The following is a 21,634-nucleotide window of genomic DNA, read 5'->3' on the forward strand; positions in this document are numbered from 1 at the left end:
CCGCAGTTCGCGATCGCGGCTCACGCCGCTCCCACAGAAAGCCAGCCCGTTCGGAACCAGCGACGGGGCCGGAATTCACGGTCGCGGCTCGCGCCGCTCCTACAGGGAGCCCGTTCAAGCCGAAACCAATGACGGAGCCGGAGTTCACGGTCGCGGCTTGCGCCGCTCCCACCGAAAGCGCCCCTGAGAGGAGTGGCGATATGCGATGCGGCTCGCCTGCGGCGCCGCATCCTGCGGAACGGGATCCACGCTTGGGCAAGAATGCCGGCGTGGCATGGCCACCGCTGCCGGACAGCGACAGCAGGCCGCGGCATCAACGCCTACCGCGCAGCCTTCCTCAAGCGCGAATAGAAGAAGCCGTCGTAGCCCAACTCGCCGGGCAGCCGCTGCCGGCCGACCTCGCGATCGCGCCCATAGCGCGCATCCAAGGCCTCGGCCTGCGCATCCCCGGTCCGCGCCAGAAACGCACGCACCTGCTCCTCGTTTTCTTCTTTCAGGATCGAACAGGTCGCGTACAGCAGCACGCCGCCGGGGGCCACGGTCCGCCACAGCGCGTCGAGCAGGCGCGTCTGCACCGCGGTCACCGCGGCGATGTCGGTTTCGCGCCGATGCATCAGCACGTCGGGCTGGCGGCGCACGATGCCGGTGGCCGAGCAGGGCGCGTCCAGCAGCACCGCGTCGAACGGCGTGCCGTCCCACCAGGCCGCCAGATCGGAGGCGTCGGCGGCGAGCAGGCGCGCGTCCGCGCCCAGGCGCAGGCGCGCCAGGCCGCTGCGCACCGTGTTCAGGCGCGTCGCGTCCACGTCGAGCGCGGTGAGGCGCAGGCCGGGATCGCGTTCCAGCAGATGCGCGGCCTTGCCGCCGGGCGCGGCGCAGGCGTCGAGCACGCGCGCGCCGGGCGGCGGCGCGAGCGCGTCGGCCACGCCTTGCGCGGCGCCGTCCTGGACCGAGACCGCGCCGTCGGCGAAGCCCGGCAGGGTGGCGATCGCAACCGCCTCGTCCAGGCGCAGCGCGTCGGGCAGGGCCTCGTCGATGCCGGCGGCCAGGCCCGCTTCGGCCAGGCGCGCGCGATAGGCGTCGCGCCCGCCCTGTTGGCGATTGACGCGCAGCCACAGCGGCGGCGCGCTGGTGCTGGCGTCCAGGATCGCGGCCTCGTCCTCGGGCCAGTCGCGGTGCAGGCGCGCGCGCAGCCAGGCCGGCCAGTGCGCATGCGCCTCGACCGTGGGGAAGCCCTCGCGCTGGGCGCGCCGCAGCAACGCATTGACCATGCCGGCCTGGTGGCTGCGGCCGATGGTGCGCGCGGCATCGACCGTGGCGGCGACCGCGGCGTGCGCGGGCAGGGCCAGATCGAGCTGGGCGAAGCCGACGAACAGCAGCGCGCGAAGATCGCTGTCGCGCTTGCCCAGCGGGCGCGGCATCCAGGCCTTGAGCGCGGCTTCGTAGCGGGCCGGACGGCGCAGCACGGCGAAGCAGATCGCCTCGACCAGGGCACGGTCGCGCGGATCCTTCAGCGCCGGCAGCGCATGGGCGAGTTCGGGCTTGAGCGAGCGGCCGCGGTGCAGCACCGCGTCGAGCACGCGCGCGGCGACCGCGCGGCTTTCGGCGCCGCTGGATGCGTTCACGCGCCGACCGCCAGGTCGCGGCGGCCGTTGAGGTAGTCGGCGGCGGTGATGGCCTTGCCGCCGTCGCGTTGCAGCACGCGGATGCGCAGCGCGCCTTCGCCGCAGGCGACGTCGATGCCGTCGCGGCCGGCCTGCAGCACCGTGCCGGGGCTGGCGCCGTGGGCCAACGGCAGCGCGACCGCGCCGTGCAGGCGCACGCGCTCGCCGGCGAGCACGGCTTCGGCCATCGGCCATGGATTGAAGGCGCGCACCTTGGCGACCAGCGCGGTCGCCGGCTGGTTCCAGTCCAGGCGCGCCTCGGCCTTGTCGAGCTTGTGGGCGTAGGTCACGCCCTCTTCCGGTTGCACCCACGGACGCGGATACAGCCCAGCGCGCAGCAGGCCCAGGCCGTCGCGGATCGTCTGCGCGCCGAGTTCGGCCAGGCGGTCGTGCAGTTGGCCGCCGGTTTCGCCGTCGCCGATCTCGGTGGTCTGGGCCAGCAGCACCGGGCCGGTGTCCAGGCCTTTTTCCATCTGCATCAGGCATACGCCGGTCTCGCGGTCGCCGGCCTCGATCGCGCGCTGGATCGGCGCGGCGCCGCGCCAGCGCGGCAGCAGCGAGGCGTGCACGTTCCAGCAGCCGTGGACCGGGATGTCGAGCACCGATTGCGGCAGGATCAGGCCGTAGGCGACCACGATCATCAGGTCGGGCTCGAGCGCGCGCAGCGCCTTGCGCGAGATCGCGGCCTTGAAATTTTCCGGCTGCAGCACCGGGATGCCGCGCAGCAGCGCTTCGCGCTTGACCGGCGACGGGGTGAGTTCGCGCCCGCGCCCGGCCGGGCGATCGGGCTGGGTGTACACGGCCACGACTTCGTTGTGCTGCGCGGCGGCGCGCAGGCTGGGCACGGCGAAATCGGGCGTGCCGGCAAAAACGATACGCATGGTGACTGGGATTCGAGATTGGGGATTCGCAAAAGCGAAAGGACGGCGCCGGAAGCGCCGCGGCAGAACGGTCAGATTACCCGCAAGCGGCGAACGGACGTTGCGGCGGAGCGCGGACTACGGGCACCGGCGAACCCGGCTTTGCGAATCCCGAATCCCCAATCCCGATTCCCGGCCCTTACGCCGCGTCGCCGGCGAGCTTGCGCTGCTTGGCCAGCTTCTTGCGCACCATCTCGCGCTTGAGCGGCGAGAGGTAGTCGACGAACAGCTTGCCGTCGAGGTGGTCCATCTCGTGCTGGATGCAGACCGCCAACAGGCCGTCGATCTGCAGCTCGAAGGGCTGGCCGTCGCGGCCGATCGCGCGCACCGTGATCTCGTTGGCGCGGGTCACGTCGGCGAAGATGCCGGGCACCGACAGGCAGCCTTCCTGGTAGACCTGCTCGCCGGCCTTGCTCAGGATTTCGGGGTTGATGAAGACCAACGGCCGGTCGTGCTCCTCGGACACGTCTATCACCATGAAGCGCTGGTGCACGTCGACCTGGCTGGCCGCCAGACCGATGCCCGGGGCCTCGTACATGGTCTCGAACATGTCGTCGAGCAGCGTCTGGAACGCCGGTTCGGTGACTCGGGCAGGATCGACGGGCACGGCTTTGGTGCGCAGCCGCGGGTCGGGAAATTCGAGGATCGGCAACAGAGACATGGCGTCGAAAAAAATGGGGGCGTCGGTCACATACACAAGCAAGAAGGGGATTGTAACCCCGTTTTGGGCGCTGAAAGCTTGCAAGCACAGGGTTCTTCTGGGCTATAGTTCCGAGGCCCGCAATGGGCAAACCTGCAAGGGGAATCAGGTAGATGGCCGCCATGTTTAAACCATTCCGCGCGGTTGCAACCGCCGCGTTGCTGACGATCGCCACCTACGCCCTCGCGGCGGAGATGCAGGGCGGTCACCCCGACACCTACGTGGTCAAGCGGGGCGATACCCTGTGGGACATCGCCGGTCGTTTCCTTAAGCGCCCGTGGCTGTGGCCGGAAATCTGGCAGGCCAACCCGCAGATCAAGAATCCGCACCTGATCTACCCGGGCGACGTGATCTCGCTGGCCTACCTCGACCGCCTGGGCGTGCAGCCCGGTCCGCGCGAGGAAGCACCGATCACCGGCATCCCGCTGGACCAGGTCGAGCCGTTCCTGAAGAACCTGCGCGTGGTCGACGGCTTCGAGCACCTGCCGTACGTGGTCAGCCTGGAGGAGGACCGCCTGCGCGGCTCCCAGGGCCAGGTCGCCTACATCAAGGGGCTGGAAGGCGCCCAGGCCGGGCAGCGCTACGCCGTGGTCCGCCCGACCCAGCGCTATACCCGCCTCGACAAGGAGAAGTGCTGCGACGTGAACGGTCGCGTCACCACCCTGCGCAGCCACGATCTGGACTTCAACGGACGCATCCCGCCCGGGTTCCAGGCCATGTGGAGCGACGCCACCCTGCCCCAGGGCCGCGGCGACCTGCTCGGTTACGAGCTGATGCAGCTGACCACCGGCACGCTGAGCCGCGGCGAAGTCGGCGGGGTCGGGGCCAGCACGCTGGTGATCGACGACGCCGGCCGCGAAGTCCGGGTCGGCGACCGCCTGATCCCGGTCGAAGCCCAGCCCTACGACCTGCAGTTCTTCCCGCACCCGCCCAAGCAGGAGCTGCAGTACGGTCACGCCCGCGTCCTGGCGGTGGCCGACCAGCTCACCAGCGGCGGCGCGCGCGACGTGGTCGCCCTGTCGGTGGGCCGCCTGGACGGCATCGACAACGGCACCGTGCTGTCGACCTGGCGCGTCGGCCGTAACGTGGTCGACCGGGTCAAGGTCGGCGCCGAGCGCTCCGAGGACACCGTCGGCCGCGCCAGCAAGGTCCGCGTGCCCGACGAGTACGCCGGTCACGTGATGGTCTTCCGCACCTTCGACAAGGTCAGCTACGGCCTGGTGATGGAAGGCGTGCGCCCGACCAAGGTGGGCTACGAGCTCAAGCATCCGGACGCCCCGTACTGATCGGGGCCCCGCAGGCCGGGGCGTTTTCCTACAGCACACCGCGACGGCGCCCTAGGGCGCCGTCGTCGTTTGCGGGCCAGGCTGTGCGCATGTCCGAGACCGCCGCCGACCACCACGCCCTGACCGCCCTGGTCGCCGCCAACGGCCCCTGCGCGCCGCGCCGCGGCCTGCTGGAGGCGCATGCCGGCCCCGCCGCCGCGCTCGCGGCCGGCCCCCGGGCCTGGCGCGAGGCCGGACTGGACCCGACCCAGATCGCCGCCCTGCAGGCGCCGGACGCGGATGCGTTGGCGCGCACCCAGGCCTGGCTGGCCGAGCCCGGCCATCACCTGATCGGCTGGCGGCACCCGGATTACCCGGCCCTGCTGCGGCGCGCGCCCAATCCGCCGCTGGCCCTGTTCGTGGCCGGCGAGCCGGCGCGCCTGTGGCATCCGGCGGTGGCCGTGGTCGGCAGCCGCGCGCCCACGCCGGGCGGGCGCGACAACGCCGCCGATTTCGCACGCGCGCTCGCCGCTGCCGGCCTGGGCGTGACCAGCGGGCTCGCGGCCGGCATCGACACCGCCGCGCACCAGGCCGCGCTGGCCGCCGGCGGGCCGACCGTGGCCGTGCTGGGCACCGGCCCGGACGTGCCCTACCCGCGCGCCAACGCGGCCCTGCACGCGCGTATCGCCGAGGTCGGCGCGGTGGTCAGCGAGCACCTGCCGGGCACGCAGGGCCGGCCTTCGCACTTCCCCTCGCGCAACCGCATCATCGCCGGCCTCAGCCTGGGCACCCTGGTGGTCGAGGCGGCCGAACGCTCCGGCGCCCTGATCACCGCGCGCCTGGCCGCCGAGGCCGGGCGCGAGGTGTTCGCCCTGCCCGGCTCTATCCACAACCCGCTCGCGCGCGGCTGCCATCGCCTGATCCGCGACGGCGCCGCCCTGGTCGAAAGCGCGGCCGAGCTGACCCAGGCCCTGGCGCCGCTGGCCCAGGACCTGGCCGCCGACTTGCGGCTGCGCCTGAACGCCCCCATACAGAGCGGCCACACGGCCGTCACGAGGCCCGTTCAGGATGAACGTCTCGACGATGGCGACTACCAGTCCTTGTGGAACGCGCTCGGCCACGACCCCACCGGTATGGATCGCCTGGTCGAGCGGACCGGATTGACGCCTGCCGTACTGTCCTCCATGCTGCTGCTCATGGAGCTTGAGGGTCGCGTAGCGGCGCAACACGGCCGTTACTTCCGCAACCGCTGAGCCACTCCCTGCGCAGGGGCCCAGCGGTCGTCAGCCACTCCGGACCCACCGCGCCGCATGCGGCGCAGGCCGAGGGAAATGAAAGAGAGCATCCTGGACGTCCTGCTGTACCTGTTCGAGCATTACTTCACCGACGATGCGGACCTGGTCCGCGACCGCGATTCGCTCCGCAGCGGCCCCCTGTTCGACGAATTGGGCCAGGCCGGTTTCAGTCCCGCCGAAATCAACAAAGCCTTCGAGTGGCTCGACGCCCTGGCCCAGCAGCGGCCCGACGCCAGCCCGCCGCGCGCGAACGGCCCGACCCGCGTCTATTTCGGCCCCGAGCTGGACAAGCTCGACGTCGAATGCCGCGGTTTCCTGATGTTCCTGGAACAGCACGGCATCCTCGACGCCGGCCAGCGCGAACTGGTGCTGGACCGCGCGATGGCGCTGGACCAGGACGAGCTGGATCTGGACGACCTCAAATGGGTCGTGCTGATGGTGCTGTTCAACCAGCCCGGGTCCGAGGCGGCCTACGCCTGGATGGAAACCCAGATGTTCGAGGACGAGCCCGAACCGGTACATTAAGGGCGCACGAACCAGCGCGCGGCGCCTGGGCAGGCGCCCCGCCGGCGTCCGACCTCGCGACGCCTCATCACGGACGACTCCAGGGGGAGCGAGATGGCGGATTGGTACTACCACGATGCGGCGCAAGGCCGCGTCGGACCTTTGAGCGCGGAAGACCTGCAGGCGCGCTATCGCGAACGCCGCGTCCAGCGCGACACCCTGGTGTGGCGCGAAGGCCTGCGCGAATGGCAGCCGCTGGACCGATTGTCCGAAGAACTCGGCCTGGACGGCATCCAGCAGGACACCGCCAAACCGCCGCCGCTGCCGCCGGGCGGCCCGATCGGCATCAGCGCGAACAGCGCATACGCGAACCCCGGCCCGGCCCCTGGCGCCGGCATCGGCGGCGTGCGCACCGATGTGCGGCGTGCGCCCGAGCCCAAGCGCGGCATGTCCGGCTGCCTGATCGCGTTGATCGTCGTCGCGGTGCTGGCGCTGCCGATGCTGGGCATCCTGGTCGCGATCGCGCTGCCGGCGTATCAGGACTACACCCTGCGCGCCAAGACCGCGCAAAGCTTCAACGAAGCCAATGCGGTCAAGACCGCGGTGGCCGAGCACCTGGCCACCACCGGCCGCTGCCCCAGCAACGGCGACGACGGCTTCGGCGAAGCCAGCGACTACGCCACCGCCACCACCGCGCAGATCAAGATCGGCACGATGCACAACGGACATTGCGCGCTCGAACTCGAACTGCGCGGCATCGGCCCGCGCGTCGACGGCAAGACGATCTGGTTCGAGGCCATCCCCGAGGGCGATATCGTAAATTGGGATTGCACGGGCGGCGATCTGCCCGCGATCTACCGACCCGGCAACTGCCGTCCGGGCACCTCCATCAGCAACGGCTGAACCGACATGACCGATTGGTATTACAGCGACAGCGACCGCAACCGCCACGGCCCGGTGCGCGCCGAAGACCTGGCCGAACTGCACGGCCACGGCCAGCTCTCGCCCGAGACCCTGGTCTGGCGCGAAGGCATGGAAAGCTGGCGGCCCTGGCGCGAGATGATGGGCGAGATCGTGCCCGGCGCCGGCCGCCCGGCGGTGGCCGCGGCCACCTTCGCGACCGCCTCGGCCGACGCCGCCCCGGACGCCAGCGCCAACCCCTACGCCATCGCCGAACCTGTCTCGCCCTATGCCCCGCCGCGCGCGGCGCTGGCCGAGACCGACGAGGTCGTGCTCGGCGGCGAAGTCGTCTACGCCGGATTCTGGAAGCGCGTCGCCGCCAGCATGATCGACAGCTTCGTGGTCGGCATGGTCGGCGGCGTGCTGCAGGTGATCCTGATGATGGTGTTCTTCGGCATCGGCGCCGGCCTCAGCGGCAATCCGGAGACCATGTTCGAAAGCGGCGGCGCGATCGCCCTGCTGGCCCTGGTCTACCTGCTGCCGCTGGCGATGCAGGCCCTGTACTTCGCCATGTTCCATGCCTCCGCCAAGCAGGCCACCCTGGGCAAGATGGCGGTCGGCATCAAGGTCGTCGACGACAACGGCGGCCGGATCTCGGTCGCGCGCGGCATCGGCCGATTCTTCGCCTACCTGGTGAGCAGCCTGATCCTGGGCATCGGCCTGCTGATGGCAGCCTTCACCGACCGCAAGCGCGCCCTGCACGACATGATGGCCAGCACCCTGGTGGTCGACCGCTGGGCCTACACCGCCCACCCGGAACGCCAGCGCCCCGAGCTGGGCACGGTCGCGACCGTGATCCTGGTGATCTTCGGCGTTCTGATCGCCCTGTACGTGGTGTTCCTGCTGTTCATGCTGGCCGCGGTCGGCCTGGCCAGCCGCTGAACCTGAACGGACGAAGCTGAATGGGAGCCCGGTCCTAACCGGCTCCCGGTCGCAGTCGCAACGCCCCGCGCTTGACAGCCGGGGCCGCCGCATGGTCCCAATAAAAAAGGAAACCCTGAACGCCCGCGCCTTCATTGCCGCGGGCGTAGCCTTCTTTGCGTTAGTCAGTTGCAGTGCGCCGGCAATGGCCCCTGCGGAGCTCCAATGGCCAAGAACCTCCTCATCGTCGAATCGCCCGCCAAGGCCAAGACGATCAACAAGTACCTCGGCAAGGACTTCACCGTCCTGGCCTCCTACGGCCACGTCCGCGATCTGGTGCCCAAGGAAGGCGCGGTCGATCCGGACAACCACTTCGCGATGGACTACGCCGTCATCGAGAAGAACGAGAAACACGTAGACGCGATCGCCAAGGCCGCCAAGAGCGCCGACAACCTGTTCCTGGCGACCGACCCGGACCGCGAGGGCGAGGCGATCAGCTGGCACATCGGCGAGATCCTGCGCGAGCGCGGCCTGCTGGAAGGCAAGCCGCTGCAGCGCGTGGTGTTCACCGAGATCACCCCGCGCGCGATCAAGGAGGCGATGAACCACCCGCGCGCGATCGCCGGCGACCTGGTCGACGCCCAGCAGGCGCGGCGCGCGCTGGACTACCTGGTCGGCTTCAATCTGTCGCCGGTGCTGTGGCGCAAGGTCCAGCGCGGCCTGTCCGCCGGCCGCGTGCAGTCGCCGGCGCTGCGCATGATCGTCGAGCGCGAGGAGGAGATCGAAGCCTTCGTCGCCCGCGAGTACTGGACCATCGAGGCCGAGTGCGCGCACCCGACCCAGACCTTCACCGCCAAGCTGGCCAAGCTGGACGGCAAGAAGTTCGAGCAGTTCACCATCACCGAGGGCGACACCGCCGAAGCCGCGCGCAAGCGCATCGTCGCGGCCGCCAACGGCGCCCTGCACGTCACCGACGTCGCCAGCAAGGAACGCAAGCGCCGGCCGGCGCCGCCGTTCACCACCTCGACCCTGCAGCAGGAAGCCGCGCGCAAGCTCGGCTTCACCACCAAGCGCACCATGCAGGTCGCGCAGAAGCTGTACGAGGGCGTGGCGATCGGCGACGAAGGCACGGTCGGCCTGATCAGCTACATGCGTACCGACTCGGTCGCGCTGTCGGCCGATGCCCTGGTCGAGCTGCGCGACGTGATCGCGCGCGACTACGGCACCCGCGCCCTGCCGGACCAGCCCAACGTCTACAAGACCAAGTCCAAGAACGCCCAGGAAGCGCACGAAGCCGTGCGCCCGACCTCCGCGCTGCGCACCCCGACCCAGATCTCGCGCTTCCTCGACGACGACGCGCGCCGTCTGTACGAACTGATCTGGAAGCGCACCGTCGCCTCGCAGATGGTGCCGGCCACGCTCAACACGGTCTCGGTCGACCTGGCCGCGGGCAGCGAGCACAGCTTCCGCGCCAGCGGCACCACCGTGATCGACCCGGGCTTCCTGGCCGTGTACGAGGAAGGCAAGGACACCAAGGCCGCCGAGGACGAGGACGAGGGCCGCAAGCTGCCGGCGATGAAGACCGGCGACCGCGTGCCGCTGGACCGCATCCACACCGACCAGCACTTCACCCAGCCGCCGGCGCGCTACACCGAAGCGGCGCTGGTCAAGGCGCTGGAGGAGTACGGCATCGGCCGTCCCTCCACCTACGCCTCGATCATCCAGACCCTGCTGTTCCGCAAGTACGTCGAACTGGAAAGCCGCAGCTTCCGTCCCAGCGACGTCGGCCGCGCGGTATCGAAGTTCCTGTCCGGCCATTTCACCCAGTACGTCGACTACGACTTCACCGCCAAGCTCGAGGACGAGCTCGACGCCGTCTCGCGCGGCGAAGAGGAGTGGGTGCCGCTGATGGAACGGTTCTGGGAACCGTTCAAGAAGCTGGTCGAGGAGAAGAAGGAATCGGTCGACCGCAGCGAGGCCACCGGCGCGCGCGAACTCGGCACCGACCCCAAGAGCGGCAAACCGGTCAGCGTGCGCCTGGGCCGTTACGGACCCTATGCGCAGATCGGCACCGCCGAGGACGAGGACAAGCCGACGTTCGCCTCGCTGCGTCCGGGCCAGAGCATGCACACCATCGGCCTGGAGGACGCGCTGGAGCTGTTCAAGCTGCCGCGCAAGCTGGGCCAGGACAAGGACGAGGAAGTCAGCGTCGGCATCGGCCGCTTCGGCCCCTTCGCCAAGCGCGGCAGCACCTATGCCTCGCTGAAGAAGGAAGACGATCCGTACACGATCGACTTAGCGCGCGCGGTGTTCCTGATCGAAGAGAAGGAAGAGATCGCGCGCAACCGCATCATCAAGGAATTCGAAGGCAGCGAGATCCAGGTCCTCAACGGCCGCTTCGGTCCCTACATCAGCGACGGCAAGCTCAACGGCCGCATTCCCAAGGACCGCGAGCCGGCGTCGCTGACGCTGGAGGAAGTGGTCAAGCTGATGGAAGAGACCGGCAAGCCGATGCGCGGACGCTTCGGCAAGAAGACCGCGGCCAAGAAGGACGCGCCGGCCAAGAAGGCGGCGACCAAGAAGACCGCCGTCAAGAAGAGCGCCGACAAGACCGTGGAAAAGAAGCCCGCTGCGAAGAAGGCGGTCAAGAAGGCGACCAAGAAGACCACGAAGAAAGCCGTGGCCAAGAAGGCCGCGGCCAAACCGGTCGAAAGCGCGGCGCCGGCCAGGCAGCCGTTCAAGCCGGCGGCCAAGAAGCTGGTCAAGAAAGCCACGGCCTGATCGCGCCGCAGCGACGGCGGGCAAACGAAGACCCCGGCCCGGCCGGGGTTTTTCGTATCCACGCCGCGCGCGCTTCGTCGCGGTGTGGCACACGGTGCGCACGCACGATGCGCATCGCGGCCGCCAAGGCGCGTTCCGGCGCCGATACGCATCAGCGCATAGCGAACTGCGCCACAGATTCGGCCGCGCCCGCGCCCTACACTCCGGGGCTAGAACAGATCGCGGCCAAGTCCCGCGGCGCGCGGCACGCAAGACTTCCTGACCGAGGGGCTACACCTACCCTTCCACTCTTGTCGGGAGTCGACATGATCACGTTCAACACGCGCACGCACGCCGGATGGGCCGCGGCGCTGGCGCTGGCGGCCCTGTGGCCGCAGGCCGAGGCGCAAGCGCACGGCACCATGATTCATCCCTACAGCCGCGTCTATTACTGCGCCCAGGGCAATATCGAGAACCCCACCGACCCCGCCTGCCGTGCCGCCACCCAGGTCGGCGGCACCCAGGCGTTCTACGACTGGATGAGCATCAACCAGGCCAACGCCAACGACAATCACCGCGCGGTGGTGCCCGACGGCAAGCTGTGCAGCGGCAACAACGCGACCTTCCGCGGCCTGGACCTGGCGCGCGACGACTGGCAGGCCACCGACATCGCGGCGGGCAGCTACGAATTCCAGTTCCGCGGCACCGCGCCGCACGCCACCCACGAATGGGCCTTCTACATCACCCGCGAGGGCTGGGACCCGAACACGCCGCTGCGCTGGAACGACCTCGAGCATTTCTGCAGCATCGGCAACACGCCCGTGGTCGGCGGCATCTACCGCCTGCAATGCACGATTCCGCAGCGCACGGGGCGCCATGTGATCTACAACACCTGGCAGCGTTCGGATTCGACCGAAGCCTTCTACACCTGCATGGACGTGAAGTTCGCCGGCGGCGGCAACCCGCCCCCGCCGCCGCAATGGCGCGATGCCGGGCCGTTGACCGCGCAAAACGACCACCCGATCGGCACCACGGTCAGCGTGCGCGTGTTCAACGCCGACGGCAACGACGCCGAGCGCATCGACACCGTGCTGATGGCCGGGCAGACCACGGCCTCGGCCTGGCCGCTGCGGGTCGCGCAGAACGTCAACGCCCAGGCCAGCACGGTGCGCATCGGCGTGCTCCAGAACGGCGCGATCACGCCGGTGCCCGCCGCCACCGGCAACCGCGTCTACCTCAACGGCAGCGGGCGCAGCCATCAGATCGACGTGCGCCTGCCCGATCCGCCGCAGCCGCCGGAACCGCCGGGCCCCACGCCCGATTACGACTACGTGTATCCAGCCGGCATCGGCCAGTACGTGCCCGGCCAGACCGTGGTCAAGGCCAGCGACGGCAAGCTCTACGGCTGCAAGCCCTTCCCCGAGGGCGCCTGGTGCAACATCGACGCCGACGCCTATCGCCCCGGCACCGGCTGGGCCTGGCGCGACGCCTGGATCCCGTACTGAGCCGCGCGCGACGCGGGGGCGGCACGCCCCTGCGTCGCGTTTTCGCTCCGGTATCGCGCGCTCCGCTTTTGGGTAGGAGCGGCGTAAGCCGCGATACGTATTTTCGGCCACGACGACATCGCGGCTCACGCCGCTCCCACAGAAAGCCCGAGCGCCCCGGAAGGCGTGCCCTGCCTTATCGCGGCTCACGCCGCTCCCACAGAGGGCCCGAGCGCCCTGGAAGGAGCGCCCTGCCTTCGGTAGGAGCTGCGCAAGCTGCGACCGCATAGCCGCGGCCTCCTTCGCAGGCCACGGCCCATGTTTCGCAGTCACGCCGCTCCTATCCCAAGGCCATGCAGCGGCGTTCCACGTCGGCGCCAATCCGCGCATTCCGGCCGCGACCAGGCGATGCGACACTATGCGCATGAGTTCCGTCGCGCCCCTGTCCATCGACGCCGCCGCCGCCGCGCTGCGCCGTGGCGGCGTGATCGCCTACCCGACCGAGGCCGTCTGGGGCCTGGGCTGCGATCCCTTCGACCAGGCCGCCGTGCTGCGCCTGCTGGCGATCAAGCAGCGGCCGGTCGACAAGGGCGTGATCCTGATCGCCGGCGCGCTGGACCAGTTCGACGGCCTGCTCGATTGGGAGGCGCTGGCGCCCGAACGCCGCCGGGCCGTGCACGCGACCTGGCCCGGCCCGCATACCTGGATCGTGCCCACCACCGCGCGCGTGCCGGCCTGGATCACCGGCACCCACCACGGCGTCGCCGTGCGGGTCAGCGCGCACCCGCACGTGATCGCCCTGTGCGCCGCGTTCGGCGGCCCCCTGGTCTCGACCAGCGCCAACCTCGCCGGCGCCCCGCCCGCGGCCACGCGCGCCGCGCTGGACCCCGCCGTGCTGGCCCGGGTCGACGGCGTGAGCGTGGGTGAGACCGGCGGCCTGGCTGCGCCGACCCCGATCCGCGACGCGCGCGACGGCGCCGTGCTGCGCGCCTGAACGGCGGTCAACGCCGCGGCCGGCCGCGCCTGCCCCCGCTTCCGCGTCGCCGAGCGCGGGCGCAAGATGCGCGCATGCTCCCGCGTCCGCGTCCCTGCCTGCTGTTCGCGCTGCTGGCCCTGGCCGGCGGCGCGCAGGCAGCCGAGGTCACGATCTACCGCTGCACCGATTCCCAGGGCCGGCTGAGCCTGCGCGACACGCCCTGCGCGCGTGGCGAGCAGCAGCAGACCCGGGCGATGGCGGTCCCGCGCGACCCGCCGCCGCGGCCCGCCGACACCGTCGCGCGCGCCCAGCCGGCGCCGGCCGCCGCGCCCGCGCCCCGCCCGCAGGTGATCGTGGTCAACGCGCCGCGCCCGATGTACGAATGCGTGACCCCGGACGGCGACCGCTACACCAGCGAAACCGCCGAGGGCAATCCGCGCTGGGTGCCGCTGTGGACCCTGATGCCGGTGATCGCCACCCGCAATCCGCTCGGCGACCACGTCGGCGCGCGCCGGCCGCCGCAGACCGGGTTCCGCCCCGGCCCGCCGCGTCCGCTGCCGCCCGGGGTGGGTTTCGCGTACCCTGCCGGCACCTGGGTACGCGACGAATGCCACGCCCTGCCGCAAAGCGAAGTCTGCGCGCGGCTCGGCGACCGCCGCTACGAGCTCGACCGCCGCTACAACAGCGCCTTGCAGAGCGAACGCGTGCGCATCCAGAACGAACAGCGCGGCATCGATGCGCGCATGGCCGACGATTGCGGAGCGTACTGATGCGGTTGCTGTGGAGTTTGGCTTTGCTGGCCCTGGCCGGCGCCGCGCAGGCGCAGCAGGTCACGATCTATCGCTGCACCGACGCCAGCGGCGCGCTCACCGTCCAGAACGACGTGGCCTGCCCCAAGGGCAGCAAGCAGGAAAAGCGCGTGATCGGCTCGGCACCGACCGTGGCCACGCCGCCGGCGTTCGTGACGCCGGTGGCGCGGCCGCCGCAGCCCGCGCCGGCATCGGCGCCCGCCGCCGTGCCGCAGGCGCCGACGCCGGCGGCAAGCGCGCAAACCGCGCCGGCCACGCCCGTGAGCGACCGCCTGCCGCCGCCGACCCTGTTCGAATGCCGCACCTTCGATAACGACCGCTACCTCAGCGACAAGGGCGACCCGCCCGAGCGCTGCGCGCCGCTGGCCACGGTCGGCGTCAACGGCGGCGCGGGGGCGGGCGCGGCCTGCCAGATGGTCACCGACCAGTGCCAGCGCATCGCCGACGGCGCCCTGTGCGAGAGCTGGAGGCAACGCCTGCGCCAGGCCGAGTCGCAGCTGCGCTTCGGCCCCGCCGACCAGCGCGCGGGCGCCCAGGCCGACGTCGAGCGCATGGGCCGGATCGTGCGCGAGAGCACCTGCGGCCAGTAAACCGGCGCCGCGCCTCGGCCGCCCTAGGCCCTGCTCAGAAGCCGTAACGCAGGAAGCCGCCGTCCACCGCGATGCATTCGCCGGTGATGTAGCCGGCCGCGGGCAGGCACAGGAACGCGACCGCGGCCGCCACTTCCTCGGCTTCGCCGATGCGGCCCAAGGGCGTGCGCAGCAGCACCTCGTCCAGGTAATCCGGATCGGCGAGCTTGTCCGAGGTGCGGCGAGTGCGGATGTACCAGGGCGCGACCGCGTTCACGCGCACGCCGTCCTCGGCCCATTCGACCGCCAGGTTGCGGGTCATCTGGTGCATCGCCGCCTTGCTCATGCCGTAGGGCGCGCCGGTGCGCACGTGGGTGACGCCGGACACGCTGCCGACATTGACGATGCTGGACGCGGCATGCCGGGTCAGCAGCGGGTGCGCGTAGCGCGACAGTTCGAAGGCCGAGAACAGGTTGATCTCGAACACCTGCCGCCATTCGTCCTCGGTGTAGTCGGTGGTGGCCTTGACCAGGTTGCCGCCGGCGTTGTTGACCAGGATGTGCAGGCCCTCGCCGAAGTCCTCGACCCAGTCCAGCAGCTCGCGGCGCTGTTCCTCGTCGGCGACGTCGGCGACGAAGGCCTGGACCTCGCGTTCGGGAAAGTCCTCCAGCAGTTCGGCGCGCGCGGCGTCCAGCGCGGCGATGTCGCGCGCGGCCAGCAGCACGTCGGCGCCGAAGCCCAGCAGTTCGCGCGCGATCGCGCGGCCGATGCCCGCGCTGCCGCCGGTCACCAGGGCCAGCTGTCCGTCCAGTCGCCAACGCTTGGGGTCCATGCCTGCCTCCGCTTGCGGTGTTCCGGGCCATCGCCGCAGCGGCATGACCGTTTTGGGGTGGCCTGCGCTTGTCGCGCGCGGCCGCCGGCGTAGCATAGCCGCGTCACCGACGAGGATGCCGCGATGAGGTCAACGATGTTCCGCACGACCCTGTACCGACCGGCGCCGCTGGGCGCCGCCGCGCTGGCGCTGCTCCTGCTGGCGGGCTGCTCCAAGCCGCAACCGCCGCAGAAGGAACGTCCGGTCGACCCCAAGGCCACCCAGCTGCGCGACAGCATCCAGCAGCCGATCCAGAAGGCGCAGGCGGTAGAGGCGGACGTCGACGCCGCGGCGAACAAACAGCGCGACGCGATCGAGGCGCAGGCGAACTGACGGCCGGCGATACGGTCGCGGCCCTTGCTTTGGGGTAGGAGCGGCGTAAGCCGCGACCGCGAACCTTCGGCCAGTGCGTAGTCGCGGCTCACGCCGCTCCCACAGTTGAAGCGGAACTCACGACGCGAGCCTCAGCCTTCTGTGGGAGCGGCGTAAGCCGCGATTGCGATGCTGCGATTGCCCCGCGGTCGCGGCTTACGCCGCTCCTACCCCACAGCCCAGCGCAAAAAAAACCCCGCCGAGGCGGGGTTTTTTCGTGACCGGCGCGAAACTCAGAGGCCGCAGAAGCAATACGCCAGCGACTTGACCGGCACGCCGCGGGTGGGCTGCACCGAGCTTTGCAGGAAGCGCAGGTCGGCGGCGGCCTGCGGCATGGCCTTGCCGATCAGGCCGCGGGCCAGGTCGGAATCGCTGCGCAGCCAGGCCGCGCCGATCCGGCTTTCGGCGAAGCCGGCGAAGAAGCGTTCGAACGGGGTCGCGCTCTTCTCGATGTAGCGCAGCTGGTAGCCGCCCTTTTCGAGCTTGGCGCGCTTGGCCACGTCCTCGATCGCGACCTGCAAGCCGCCGAAGTCGTCGACCAGGCCGCGCTCCTTGGCCTGCGCGCCGCTCCAGACGCGGCCGCGGGCGATGCCGTCGATCTCCTGCACCGGACGCTTGCGCGCGGTGGCGACCTTGCCGGTGAAGTCGCGGTAACCCTTGTCGATCACCGACTGGATCACCTGGCCGACTTCCGGCGCCAGCGGGCGGGTGATGTCGAACGCGCCGGCGAAACGGGTGGTGCCGACGCCGTCGGCGTGCACGCCGATCTTCTCCAGCGTGCGCGGGATGGTCGGGATCATGCCGAAGATGCCGATCGAACCGGTGATGGTCGAGGGGTCGGCATAGATCTTGTCGGCGTTCATCGAGATCCAGTAGCCGCCGGAAGCGGCCAGGTCGCCCATCGAGACCACGACCGGCTTGCCGGCGGCCTTGAGCGCGACGATCTCGCGGCGGATCTGCTCGGAGGCGAACACCTCGCCGCCGGGCGAGTCCACGCGCAGCACCAGCGCCTTGACGTTTTCGTCGTCGCGCGCCTCGCGCAGCAGCGCCGCGGTCGACACGCCGCCGACCGTGCCCGGCGGCTGTTCGCCGCCGCTGATCTCGCCCTCGGCGACCACCACCGCCACCTGCGGGCCGGTCACGGCCGCGGCCGACAGCGCGGCGTTGTTGAGATGGGCCAGGTAGCCGTCCAGCGAGATCTGCTGGAAGCCGCCTTCGGCGTCCTCGTCGGCCACGCCGCGCTCGGTCAGCAGGTCGTCGACCTGCTCGCGCGTCTTCAGGCCGTCGACCAGCTTCTGCTGCACGGCGTACTTGGCCAGGTCGCCCTGCGCGGCCTCGATCTGGGCCGGCATCTGATCGATGTCGGCGGCGATCTTGGCGGCGTCGAGCTTGCGCGCCTTGGCGATGTCGGCCAGGTAGCGCTGCCACACGTCGTTCATCCAGTACAGGTCGGCTTCCTTGGCTTCCGGCGAGGCCGCATCGAGCACATAGGGCTCGGCCGCGGACTTGTACTCGCCGACCTTGAACAGATGCACGTCGACGCCGAGCTTTTCCTGCAGGCCCTGACGGTAATACAGGCGGTAGCGGCCCAGGCCCTCGAGCATCAGGCCGCCCATCGGATCCAGGTAGACCTCGTTGGCCTGCGCGGCCAGCAGGTACTGCTTCTGGTCCATGGCTTCGCTGAAGGCGATCACCTGCTTGCCGGACGCGCGCACGCGCGCGATCGCGGCGGCGACGTCGCGCATCGAAGCCATGCCGCTGCCCTGGAGCTGGTCCAGGCGCAGCACCACGCGGTTGATGCGCTTGTCGTCCTTGGCCGCGTCCAGCGCGCGCAACAGGTCGCGCAGCTGCACTTCGCCGCCCTTTTCGCCCAGCACCTTGCTCAGCGCGCGCGAGGCCGGGTCGCTGCTGTATTGCTCGACCAGGGTGGCTTCCGGCGCGATCACCAGGGTGGTGCCTTCCAGCAGCGGTTTGATCCGCCCGGCCGAGCCCATGGCGATCAGGAACAGGAACAACAAGGTGAAGAACACCAGGTTGAAGATCAGCCGGCGGGTGAAATTCATCGCATCCCAGAGGCCGACGAAGAACCGGGCCACCGGGCCGCGACGCGAGGTATCGTTCATTGCGCACACTCCATTAGACGCTCGCAGCGTACCGCGACCGGGGGTTTTTCTTCATCCGCCATTCGTAACGCGGATTTTTCGCATACGGCCAAGAGCGGGCCCGGTTCAGGCCTCGGCCTGCAGCGCCGGGCCCTGCGGGGCCTGCCGGGCCGCCCGCTCGGCGATCCGGTGCGGGTGGCTGGAGCGCACGAAACGGCTGCACAGCAGCACCGAGGCCACGGTCAGGCCGGCGATCAGGCCGATCCACATGCCCTTCGGGCCCCAGCCCAGCCCCAGCCCCAGGCCCGCGCCCAGGGGCATGCCGACGCCCCAATAGGCCAGCGCGGCCAGCAGCATCGGCACCTTGGTGTCCTTGAGCCCACGCAGGGCGCCGGCCGACAGCACCTGGATCCCGTCCGGGAACTGGAACGCGGCCGCGTACAGCAGCAGCGAGGCGGCCAGGGTCGCGACCGCGGCGTCGGCGGTGTAGAAGCCGACCAGGAAGTCGCTGGCGCTGAACAAGACGATGCCCGACACCAGCTGGGTGCACAGCACGATCGCGTAGCCGGCCCAGGCCGCGCGGCGCACGCCGTGCAGGTCGTTGCGGCCCAGACTATGGCCGACCCGCACCGTGGTCGCCTCGGCCAGGCCCATCGGGATCATGAAGCACAGCGCCGACAGGTTGATCGCGATCTGATGCGCGGCCGCCGGCACTTCGCCCAGGCGCCCGATCAGCAGCGCGGTGACGATGAACAAACTGCCCTCCATCAGCACCGTCACGCCGATCGGCAGGCCGGTGGCGAGTAGGCCGCGGACGGTCGGCCAGTGCGGCGCGTCGAAACGCTGGAACAGCTTGAGGTCGGCGAAGCGCTTGGCCTTCCACAGCACCACCGCGAACGCGATCGCCTCCACCCACAGCATGATCGCCGAGGCGATGCCGAGGCCGCCCGCGCCCATCTCGGGGAAACCGAGCTTGCCGAAGGTCAGCACGTAGCCGATCGGCAGCAGCACCAGCAGGCCGCCGGCGCTGATCAGCATGGTCGGCAGGGTCCAGTGCAGGCCCTCGGCGAGGTAGCGCATGCAGAAGAACAGGGTCAACGCGAACACGCCCCAGCGGATGCCGTGCAGGAACTCGCGCGCGCCCGGAATGATCTCCGCCGCCATGCCCATCGGCGCCAGCGCGTGCGGGATGAAGGTCAGGAAGGCGAACAGCAGCACGCCCAGGCCCAGCGCCAGCCACAGCGCCTGGCGGAACAGCGCGCCGATCTCGCCGCGGCGGCCGGCGCCGTCGAGCTGCGATACCGACGGCGGCACCGACAACAGGGTGCCGATCGGCACCATCATCGGCAGCCACCACAGCGCGGTGCCGATGGTGACCGAGGCCAGCGTGGTGGTGCTGTGGTGTCCGGCCAGCACGTTGTCGATGAAGCCGATCAGGCCGGTGGACACGTGGCCGGCGACCAGCGGAGCGGCGAGCAGGACGGTGGTGCGGATCTCGCCCGGCAATCCGGGACGCGCGGAAGAGGAATGAGACGACATGACGCGGAACCAGAACCACGACTTCGGCCGCGCAACCGCAAAGGGCGCTGGCGCCGGGCCATGGCAGCCCGCTATCTTACGCGCTCGCCCATGAACGGCCTGGGAGCCGCAAGCGATCGGACCTATGAGCGAAGCCCTCGACCAAGCCGCGCCGACCCACTGCGAGAACTGCGGTGCGCCGCTGCAGGGCCACTACTGCCACGACTGCGGGCAGTCGGTCGTCAACCCGTTGCGCCATGCCGGGCACGCGCTGGAAGAAGTGTTCGAGTCGTTCTGGCACCTGGACGGCCGCATCTTCCGCACCGTGCGCGGCCTGCTGTCGCCGGGCCGGGTCGCGGTGGACTACCTGCGCGGCCATCGCGTGCGCTACGTGCCGCCGCTGCGGCTGTTCGTGATCCTGAGCGTGCTGACCTTCTTCATCGCCCAGTTCACCGTCCACTTCGGCGATGGCCAGGACGAGGGCCGCGATCTCGGCAACGGCGGCGAACTGACCGTGGACGGCAAGAAGGTGCGGCTGGGCGCAACCGGCGAACGGATCGGCAAGGCGCGCAGCGTGTCCGAGGTCGAGCGCGAACGCGCGCAGGCCCTGAAGGGGCTGGAGCAGGCGCGCGCTGCGATCCCGGTCGGTCTGCCCGGCGGCGCGCGCGAGGGCATCGCCGCCGGCATCAAGGAAGTCAACGCGGTCGCCGACAAGCGCGTGGCCGAGCTGCGCGAGAAGGCGCGCCCCGACGCCGCCGCCGAAGCCGCCGGCATCGTCGCGCCGGCCAACGAGGACGCCGCGATCCCGGCCACCATCGAGAACGCGACCTCGCTGGCCGAACTGGAAAGCCTGCGCGACGCCAGGCTCAAGCCGCTGCAGGCCGAGCGCGCCGCGATTCCGGCCAAGGACGCGACCGCGCTGGCGCGCAACGCCAAGGCGATCCGCGACATCAACCGGCGCGCCGGTTGCCGCGCCGCGCAGCTGCAGATCGACCACGCCATCGGCACCGAGGGCGCGCTCAAACGCAAAGCCGCGGCCGACGCGGAAACCTACGGCGACGGCGAATGCGACGAAGGCCTGACCTTCTTCGGCAACGCCCCCTGGGACGCGGAAACCAATCCGGTGGTGATGGCCGGCGCGCCCGAGTTCGTCAACCGCTGGATCAACAAGCAGATCGGCCGCGGTTACACCAACTTCAAGCGCGCCACCCAGGACCCCTCGCTGTACGAACACGCCGCGCTGAGCGCGGTGCCATCGGCGCTGTTCCTGCTGGTGCCGATGTTCGCGCTGCTGCTGAAGCTGACCTACCTGGGCTCGGGCCGCGGCTATCTGGAGCATCTGGTGGTGGCCCTGTACAGCCACGCCTACCTGTGCCTGAGCCTGCTGGCGATGTTCCTGATGTTCGGCCTGGACAACGCGATCTCGCCGCATTGGTCCGGTTTCGGTTGGATCGCCGGCATCGTCGAGGCCGCGCTGTGGGTGTGGATGCCGATCTATCTGCTGATCATGCAAAAACGCGTGTACGGCAACAGCTGGCTGGTGACCCTGCTGCGCTACACGCTGGTCGGCGGCAGCTACTTCTTCCTGCTGCTGTTCGCGGTCGGCTTCCTGATGGTCGCCAGCCTGGTGCGGATGTGAGCGCGGGCGTGGTCTACGAGGTCAACCTCGACCTCGACGCGGCCATCGCCGAGGATTACCGCGCCTGGCTGGGTCCGCACACGCGCGAGATCCTGGCCCTGCCCGGCTTTCTCGATGCGCGCATCCACACCCAGCTGGATCCGCCGGCCGAGTCCGGGCGGGTGCGCCTGAGCGTGCGCTATCGGCTCGACCGCCTGGAATCGCTGGACGCCTACCTGCGCGATCACGCGCAGCGCTTGCGCGCCGATGCGGTGGCGCGTTTCGGCGATCGTTTCAGCGCGACGCGGCGGGTGTTGCGCGAGGATTGAGGGCGCGGGTGCGGCCGCGTCTCTCCGATGCCGCTACGCCGGGCTCGGGAATCGTGTTGG

Annotated in this window: 19 protein-coding genes; 13 read left to right on the plus strand and 6 right to left on the minus strand. The window is 70.4% G+C overall.

Annotation, left to right across the window (positions count from 1 at the left end; all coding sequences use genetic code 11):
* Window positions 1–320: 320 nt before the first annotated feature.
* The 3 genes from rsmB to def form a co-directional block, all read right to left on the minus strand.
* Window positions 321–1,622, minus strand: a complete 1,302-nt coding sequence (gene rsmB, locus V1318_RS13840; RefSeq protein ID WP_332940286.1) for a 16S rRNA (cytosine(967)-C(5))-methyltransferase RsmB — start codon at window positions 1,620–1,622, stop codon at window positions 321–323.
* Complete coding sequence (gene fmt, locus V1318_RS13845) at window positions 1,619–2,542, minus strand: methionyl-tRNA formyltransferase (RefSeq protein WP_332940287.1); 924 nt, start codon at window positions 2,540–2,542, stop codon at window positions 1,619–1,621. The genes rsmB and fmt overlap by 4 nt, the downstream gene beginning before the upstream one ends.
* Window positions 2,543–2,720: 178 nt before the next feature.
* Window positions 2,721–3,242 carry a peptide deformylase gene (gene def, locus V1318_RS13850; protein ID WP_332940288.1) on the minus strand — a complete coding sequence of 174 codons (522 nt, stop codon included), beginning with the start codon at window positions 3,240–3,242 and terminating at the stop codon, window positions 2,721–2,723.
* A 161-nt stretch (window positions 3,243–3,403) separates the two neighbouring features.
* On the opposite strand from def, the gene V1318_RS13855 reads away from it, so the two are divergent.
* From V1318_RS13855 to V1318_RS13900, 10 genes are all read left to right on the plus strand, one after another.
* A complete protein-coding gene (locus V1318_RS13855; RefSeq protein ID WP_332940289.1) occupies window positions 3,404–4,567 on the plus strand; it encodes a LysM domain-containing protein in 1,164 nt (387 codons plus the stop codon).
* A gap of 89 nt (window positions 4,568–4,656) precedes the next feature.
* Window positions 4,657–5,799: a DNA-processing protein DprA gene (gene dprA / locus V1318_RS13860; RefSeq protein ID WP_332940290.1), complete on the plus strand. Its 1,143-nt coding sequence runs from the start codon at window positions 4,657–4,659 to the stop codon at window positions 5,797–5,799.
* Between the two features lie 78 nt (window positions 5,800–5,877).
* Window positions 5,878–6,366: a DUF494 family protein gene (locus V1318_RS13865; RefSeq protein ID WP_332940291.1), complete on the plus strand. Its 489-nt coding sequence runs from the start codon at window positions 5,878–5,880 to the stop codon at window positions 6,364–6,366.
* 93 nt (window positions 6,367–6,459) lie between these two features.
* Entirely contained in the window at window positions 6,460–7,248 is a 789-nt protein-coding gene (locus V1318_RS13870; RefSeq protein WP_332940292.1) for a pilin, read from the plus strand.
* Between the two features lie 6 nt (window positions 7,249–7,254).
* Complete coding sequence (locus V1318_RS13875) at window positions 7,255–8,187, plus strand: RDD family protein (protein WP_332940293.1); 933 nt, start codon at window positions 7,255–7,257, stop codon at window positions 8,185–8,187.
* A gap of 204 nt (window positions 8,188–8,391) precedes the next feature.
* On the plus strand, window positions 8,392–10,947 hold the full coding sequence (locus V1318_RS13880) for a DNA topoisomerase I (protein ID WP_332940294.1): 2,556 nt from the start codon (window positions 8,392–8,394) through the stop codon (window positions 10,945–10,947).
* Between the two features lie 401 nt (window positions 10,948–11,348).
* Complete coding sequence (locus V1318_RS13885) at window positions 11,349–12,431, plus strand: lytic polysaccharide monooxygenase (protein ID WP_332940448.1); 1,083 nt, start codon at window positions 11,349–11,351, stop codon at window positions 12,429–12,431.
* A 403-nt stretch (window positions 12,432–12,834) separates the two neighbouring features.
* Window positions 12,835–13,404: a Sua5/YciO/YrdC/YwlC family protein gene (locus V1318_RS13890; protein WP_332940295.1), complete on the plus strand. Its 570-nt coding sequence runs from the start codon at window positions 12,835–12,837 to the stop codon at window positions 13,402–13,404.
* A 74-nt stretch (window positions 13,405–13,478) separates the two neighbouring features.
* The gene (locus tag V1318_RS13895) at window positions 13,479–14,156 is read left to right on the plus strand and encodes a DUF4124 domain-containing protein (RefSeq protein WP_332940296.1); all 678 of its coding nucleotides are present in this window, start codon (window positions 13,479–13,481) and stop codon (window positions 14,154–14,156) included.
* Window positions 14,156–14,785 carry a DUF4124 domain-containing protein gene (locus tag V1318_RS13900; protein ID WP_332940297.1) on the plus strand — a complete coding sequence of 210 codons (630 nt, stop codon included), beginning with the start codon at window positions 14,156–14,158 and terminating at the stop codon, window positions 14,783–14,785. Before V1318_RS13895 ends, V1318_RS13900 begins: the two co-directional genes overlap by 1 nt.
* A 34-nt stretch (window positions 14,786–14,819) precedes the next feature.
* Here the strand turns inward: V1318_RS13900 and V1318_RS13905 are convergent, their stop codons facing one another.
* Window positions 14,820–15,596 (minus strand): SDR family oxidoreductase, encoded by a 777-nt coding sequence (locus V1318_RS13905; RefSeq protein ID WP_332940299.1) that lies wholly within the window; start codon window positions 15,594–15,596, stop codon window positions 14,820–14,822.
* Between the two features lie 135 nt (window positions 15,597–15,731).
* Between V1318_RS13905 and V1318_RS13910 the strand changes: the two genes are divergently transcribed.
* Window positions 15,732–15,968 carry a hypothetical protein gene (locus tag V1318_RS13910; RefSeq protein WP_332940300.1) on the plus strand — a complete coding sequence of 79 codons (237 nt, stop codon included), beginning with the start codon at window positions 15,732–15,734 and terminating at the stop codon, window positions 15,966–15,968.
* Window positions 15,969–16,240: 272 nt separating this feature from the next.
* Here V1318_RS13910 and sppA read toward each other — a convergent pair whose 3' ends face one another.
* Window positions 16,241–18,130 (minus strand): signal peptide peptidase SppA, encoded by a 1,890-nt coding sequence (gene sppA, locus V1318_RS13915; RefSeq protein ID WP_332940301.1) that lies wholly within the window; start codon window positions 18,128–18,130, stop codon window positions 16,241–16,243.
* A 105-nt stretch (window positions 18,131–18,235) separates the two neighbouring features.
* Window positions 18,236–19,648, minus strand: coding sequence for an MATE family efflux transporter (locus tag V1318_RS13920; protein WP_332940302.1), 1,413 nt, complete (start codon window positions 19,646–19,648; stop codon window positions 18,236–18,238).
* A 124-nt stretch (window positions 19,649–19,772) separates the two neighbouring features.
* Between V1318_RS13920 and V1318_RS13925 the strand changes: the two genes are divergently transcribed.
* Together V1318_RS13925 and V1318_RS13930 are read left to right on the plus strand one after the other, a co-directional pair.
* A complete protein-coding gene (locus tag V1318_RS13925; RefSeq protein WP_332940303.1) occupies window positions 19,773–21,266 on the plus strand; it encodes a DUF3667 domain-containing protein in 1,494 nt (497 codons plus the stop codon).
* Window positions 21,263–21,574, plus strand: a complete 312-nt coding sequence (locus V1318_RS13930) for a DUF4286 family protein (protein WP_332940304.1) — start codon at window positions 21,263–21,265, stop codon at window positions 21,572–21,574. Before V1318_RS13925 ends, V1318_RS13930 begins: the two co-directional genes overlap by 4 nt.
* Window positions 21,575–21,634 lie beyond the last annotated feature (60 nt).

It is taken from the genome of Lysobacter sp. CCNWLW3, assembly GCF_036697405.1.
GTDB lineage: Bacteria > Pseudomonadota > Gammaproteobacteria > Xanthomonadales > Xanthomonadaceae > Lysobacter.

Excerpts from the sequence above, each read along its gene's own strand:
- fmt (WP_332940287.1), bottom strand. The coding sequence starts at position 2,542 with ATGCGTATCGTTTTTGCCGGCACGCCCGATTTCGCCGTGCCCAGCCTG.
- def (WP_332940288.1), bottom strand. The coding sequence starts at position 3,242 with ATGTCTCTGTTGCCGATCCTCGAATTTCCCGACCCGCGGCTGCGCACC.
- V1318_RS13855 (WP_332940289.1), top strand. The coding sequence starts at position 3,404 with ATGTTTAAACCATTCCGCGCGGTTGCAACCGCCGCGTTGCTGACGATC.
- dprA (WP_332940290.1), top strand. The coding sequence starts at position 4,657 with ATGTCCGAGACCGCCGCCGACCACCACGCCCTGACCGCCCTGGTCGCC.
- V1318_RS13865 (WP_332940291.1), top strand. The coding sequence starts at position 5,878 with ATGAAAGAGAGCATCCTGGACGTCCTGCTGTACCTGTTCGAGCATTAC.
- V1318_RS13870 (WP_332940292.1), top strand. The coding sequence starts at position 6,460 with ATGGCGGATTGGTACTACCACGATGCGGCGCAAGGCCGCGTCGGACCT.
- V1318_RS13875 (WP_332940293.1), top strand. The coding sequence starts at position 7,255 with ATGACCGATTGGTATTACAGCGACAGCGACCGCAACCGCCACGGCCCG.
- V1318_RS13880 (WP_332940294.1), top strand. The coding sequence starts at position 8,392 with ATGGCCAAGAACCTCCTCATCGTCGAATCGCCCGCCAAGGCCAAGACG.
- V1318_RS13885 (WP_332940448.1), top strand. The coding sequence starts at position 11,349 with ATGATTCATCCCTACAGCCGCGTCTATTACTGCGCCCAGGGCAATATC.
- V1318_RS13890 (WP_332940295.1), top strand. The coding sequence starts at position 12,835 with ATGAGTTCCGTCGCGCCCCTGTCCATCGACGCCGCCGCCGCCGCGCTG.
- V1318_RS13895 (WP_332940296.1), top strand. The coding sequence starts at position 13,479 with ATGCTCCCGCGTCCGCGTCCCTGCCTGCTGTTCGCGCTGCTGGCCCTG.
- V1318_RS13900 (WP_332940297.1), top strand. The coding sequence starts at position 14,156 with ATGCGGTTGCTGTGGAGTTTGGCTTTGCTGGCCCTGGCCGGCGCCGCG.
- V1318_RS13905 (WP_332940299.1), bottom strand. The coding sequence starts at position 15,596 with ATGGACCCCAAGCGTTGGCGACTGGACGGACAGCTGGCCCTGGTGACC.
- V1318_RS13910 (WP_332940300.1), top strand. The coding sequence starts at position 15,732 with ATGTTCCGCACGACCCTGTACCGACCGGCGCCGCTGGGCGCCGCCGCG.
- sppA (WP_332940301.1), bottom strand. The coding sequence starts at position 18,130 with ATGAACGATACCTCGCGTCGCGGCCCGGTGGCCCGGTTCTTCGTCGGC.
- V1318_RS13920 (WP_332940302.1), bottom strand. The coding sequence starts at position 19,648 with ATGTCGTCTCATTCCTCTTCCGCGCGTCCCGGATTGCCGGGCGAGATC.
- V1318_RS13925 (WP_332940303.1), top strand. The coding sequence starts at position 19,773 with ATGAGCGAAGCCCTCGACCAAGCCGCGCCGACCCACTGCGAGAACTGC.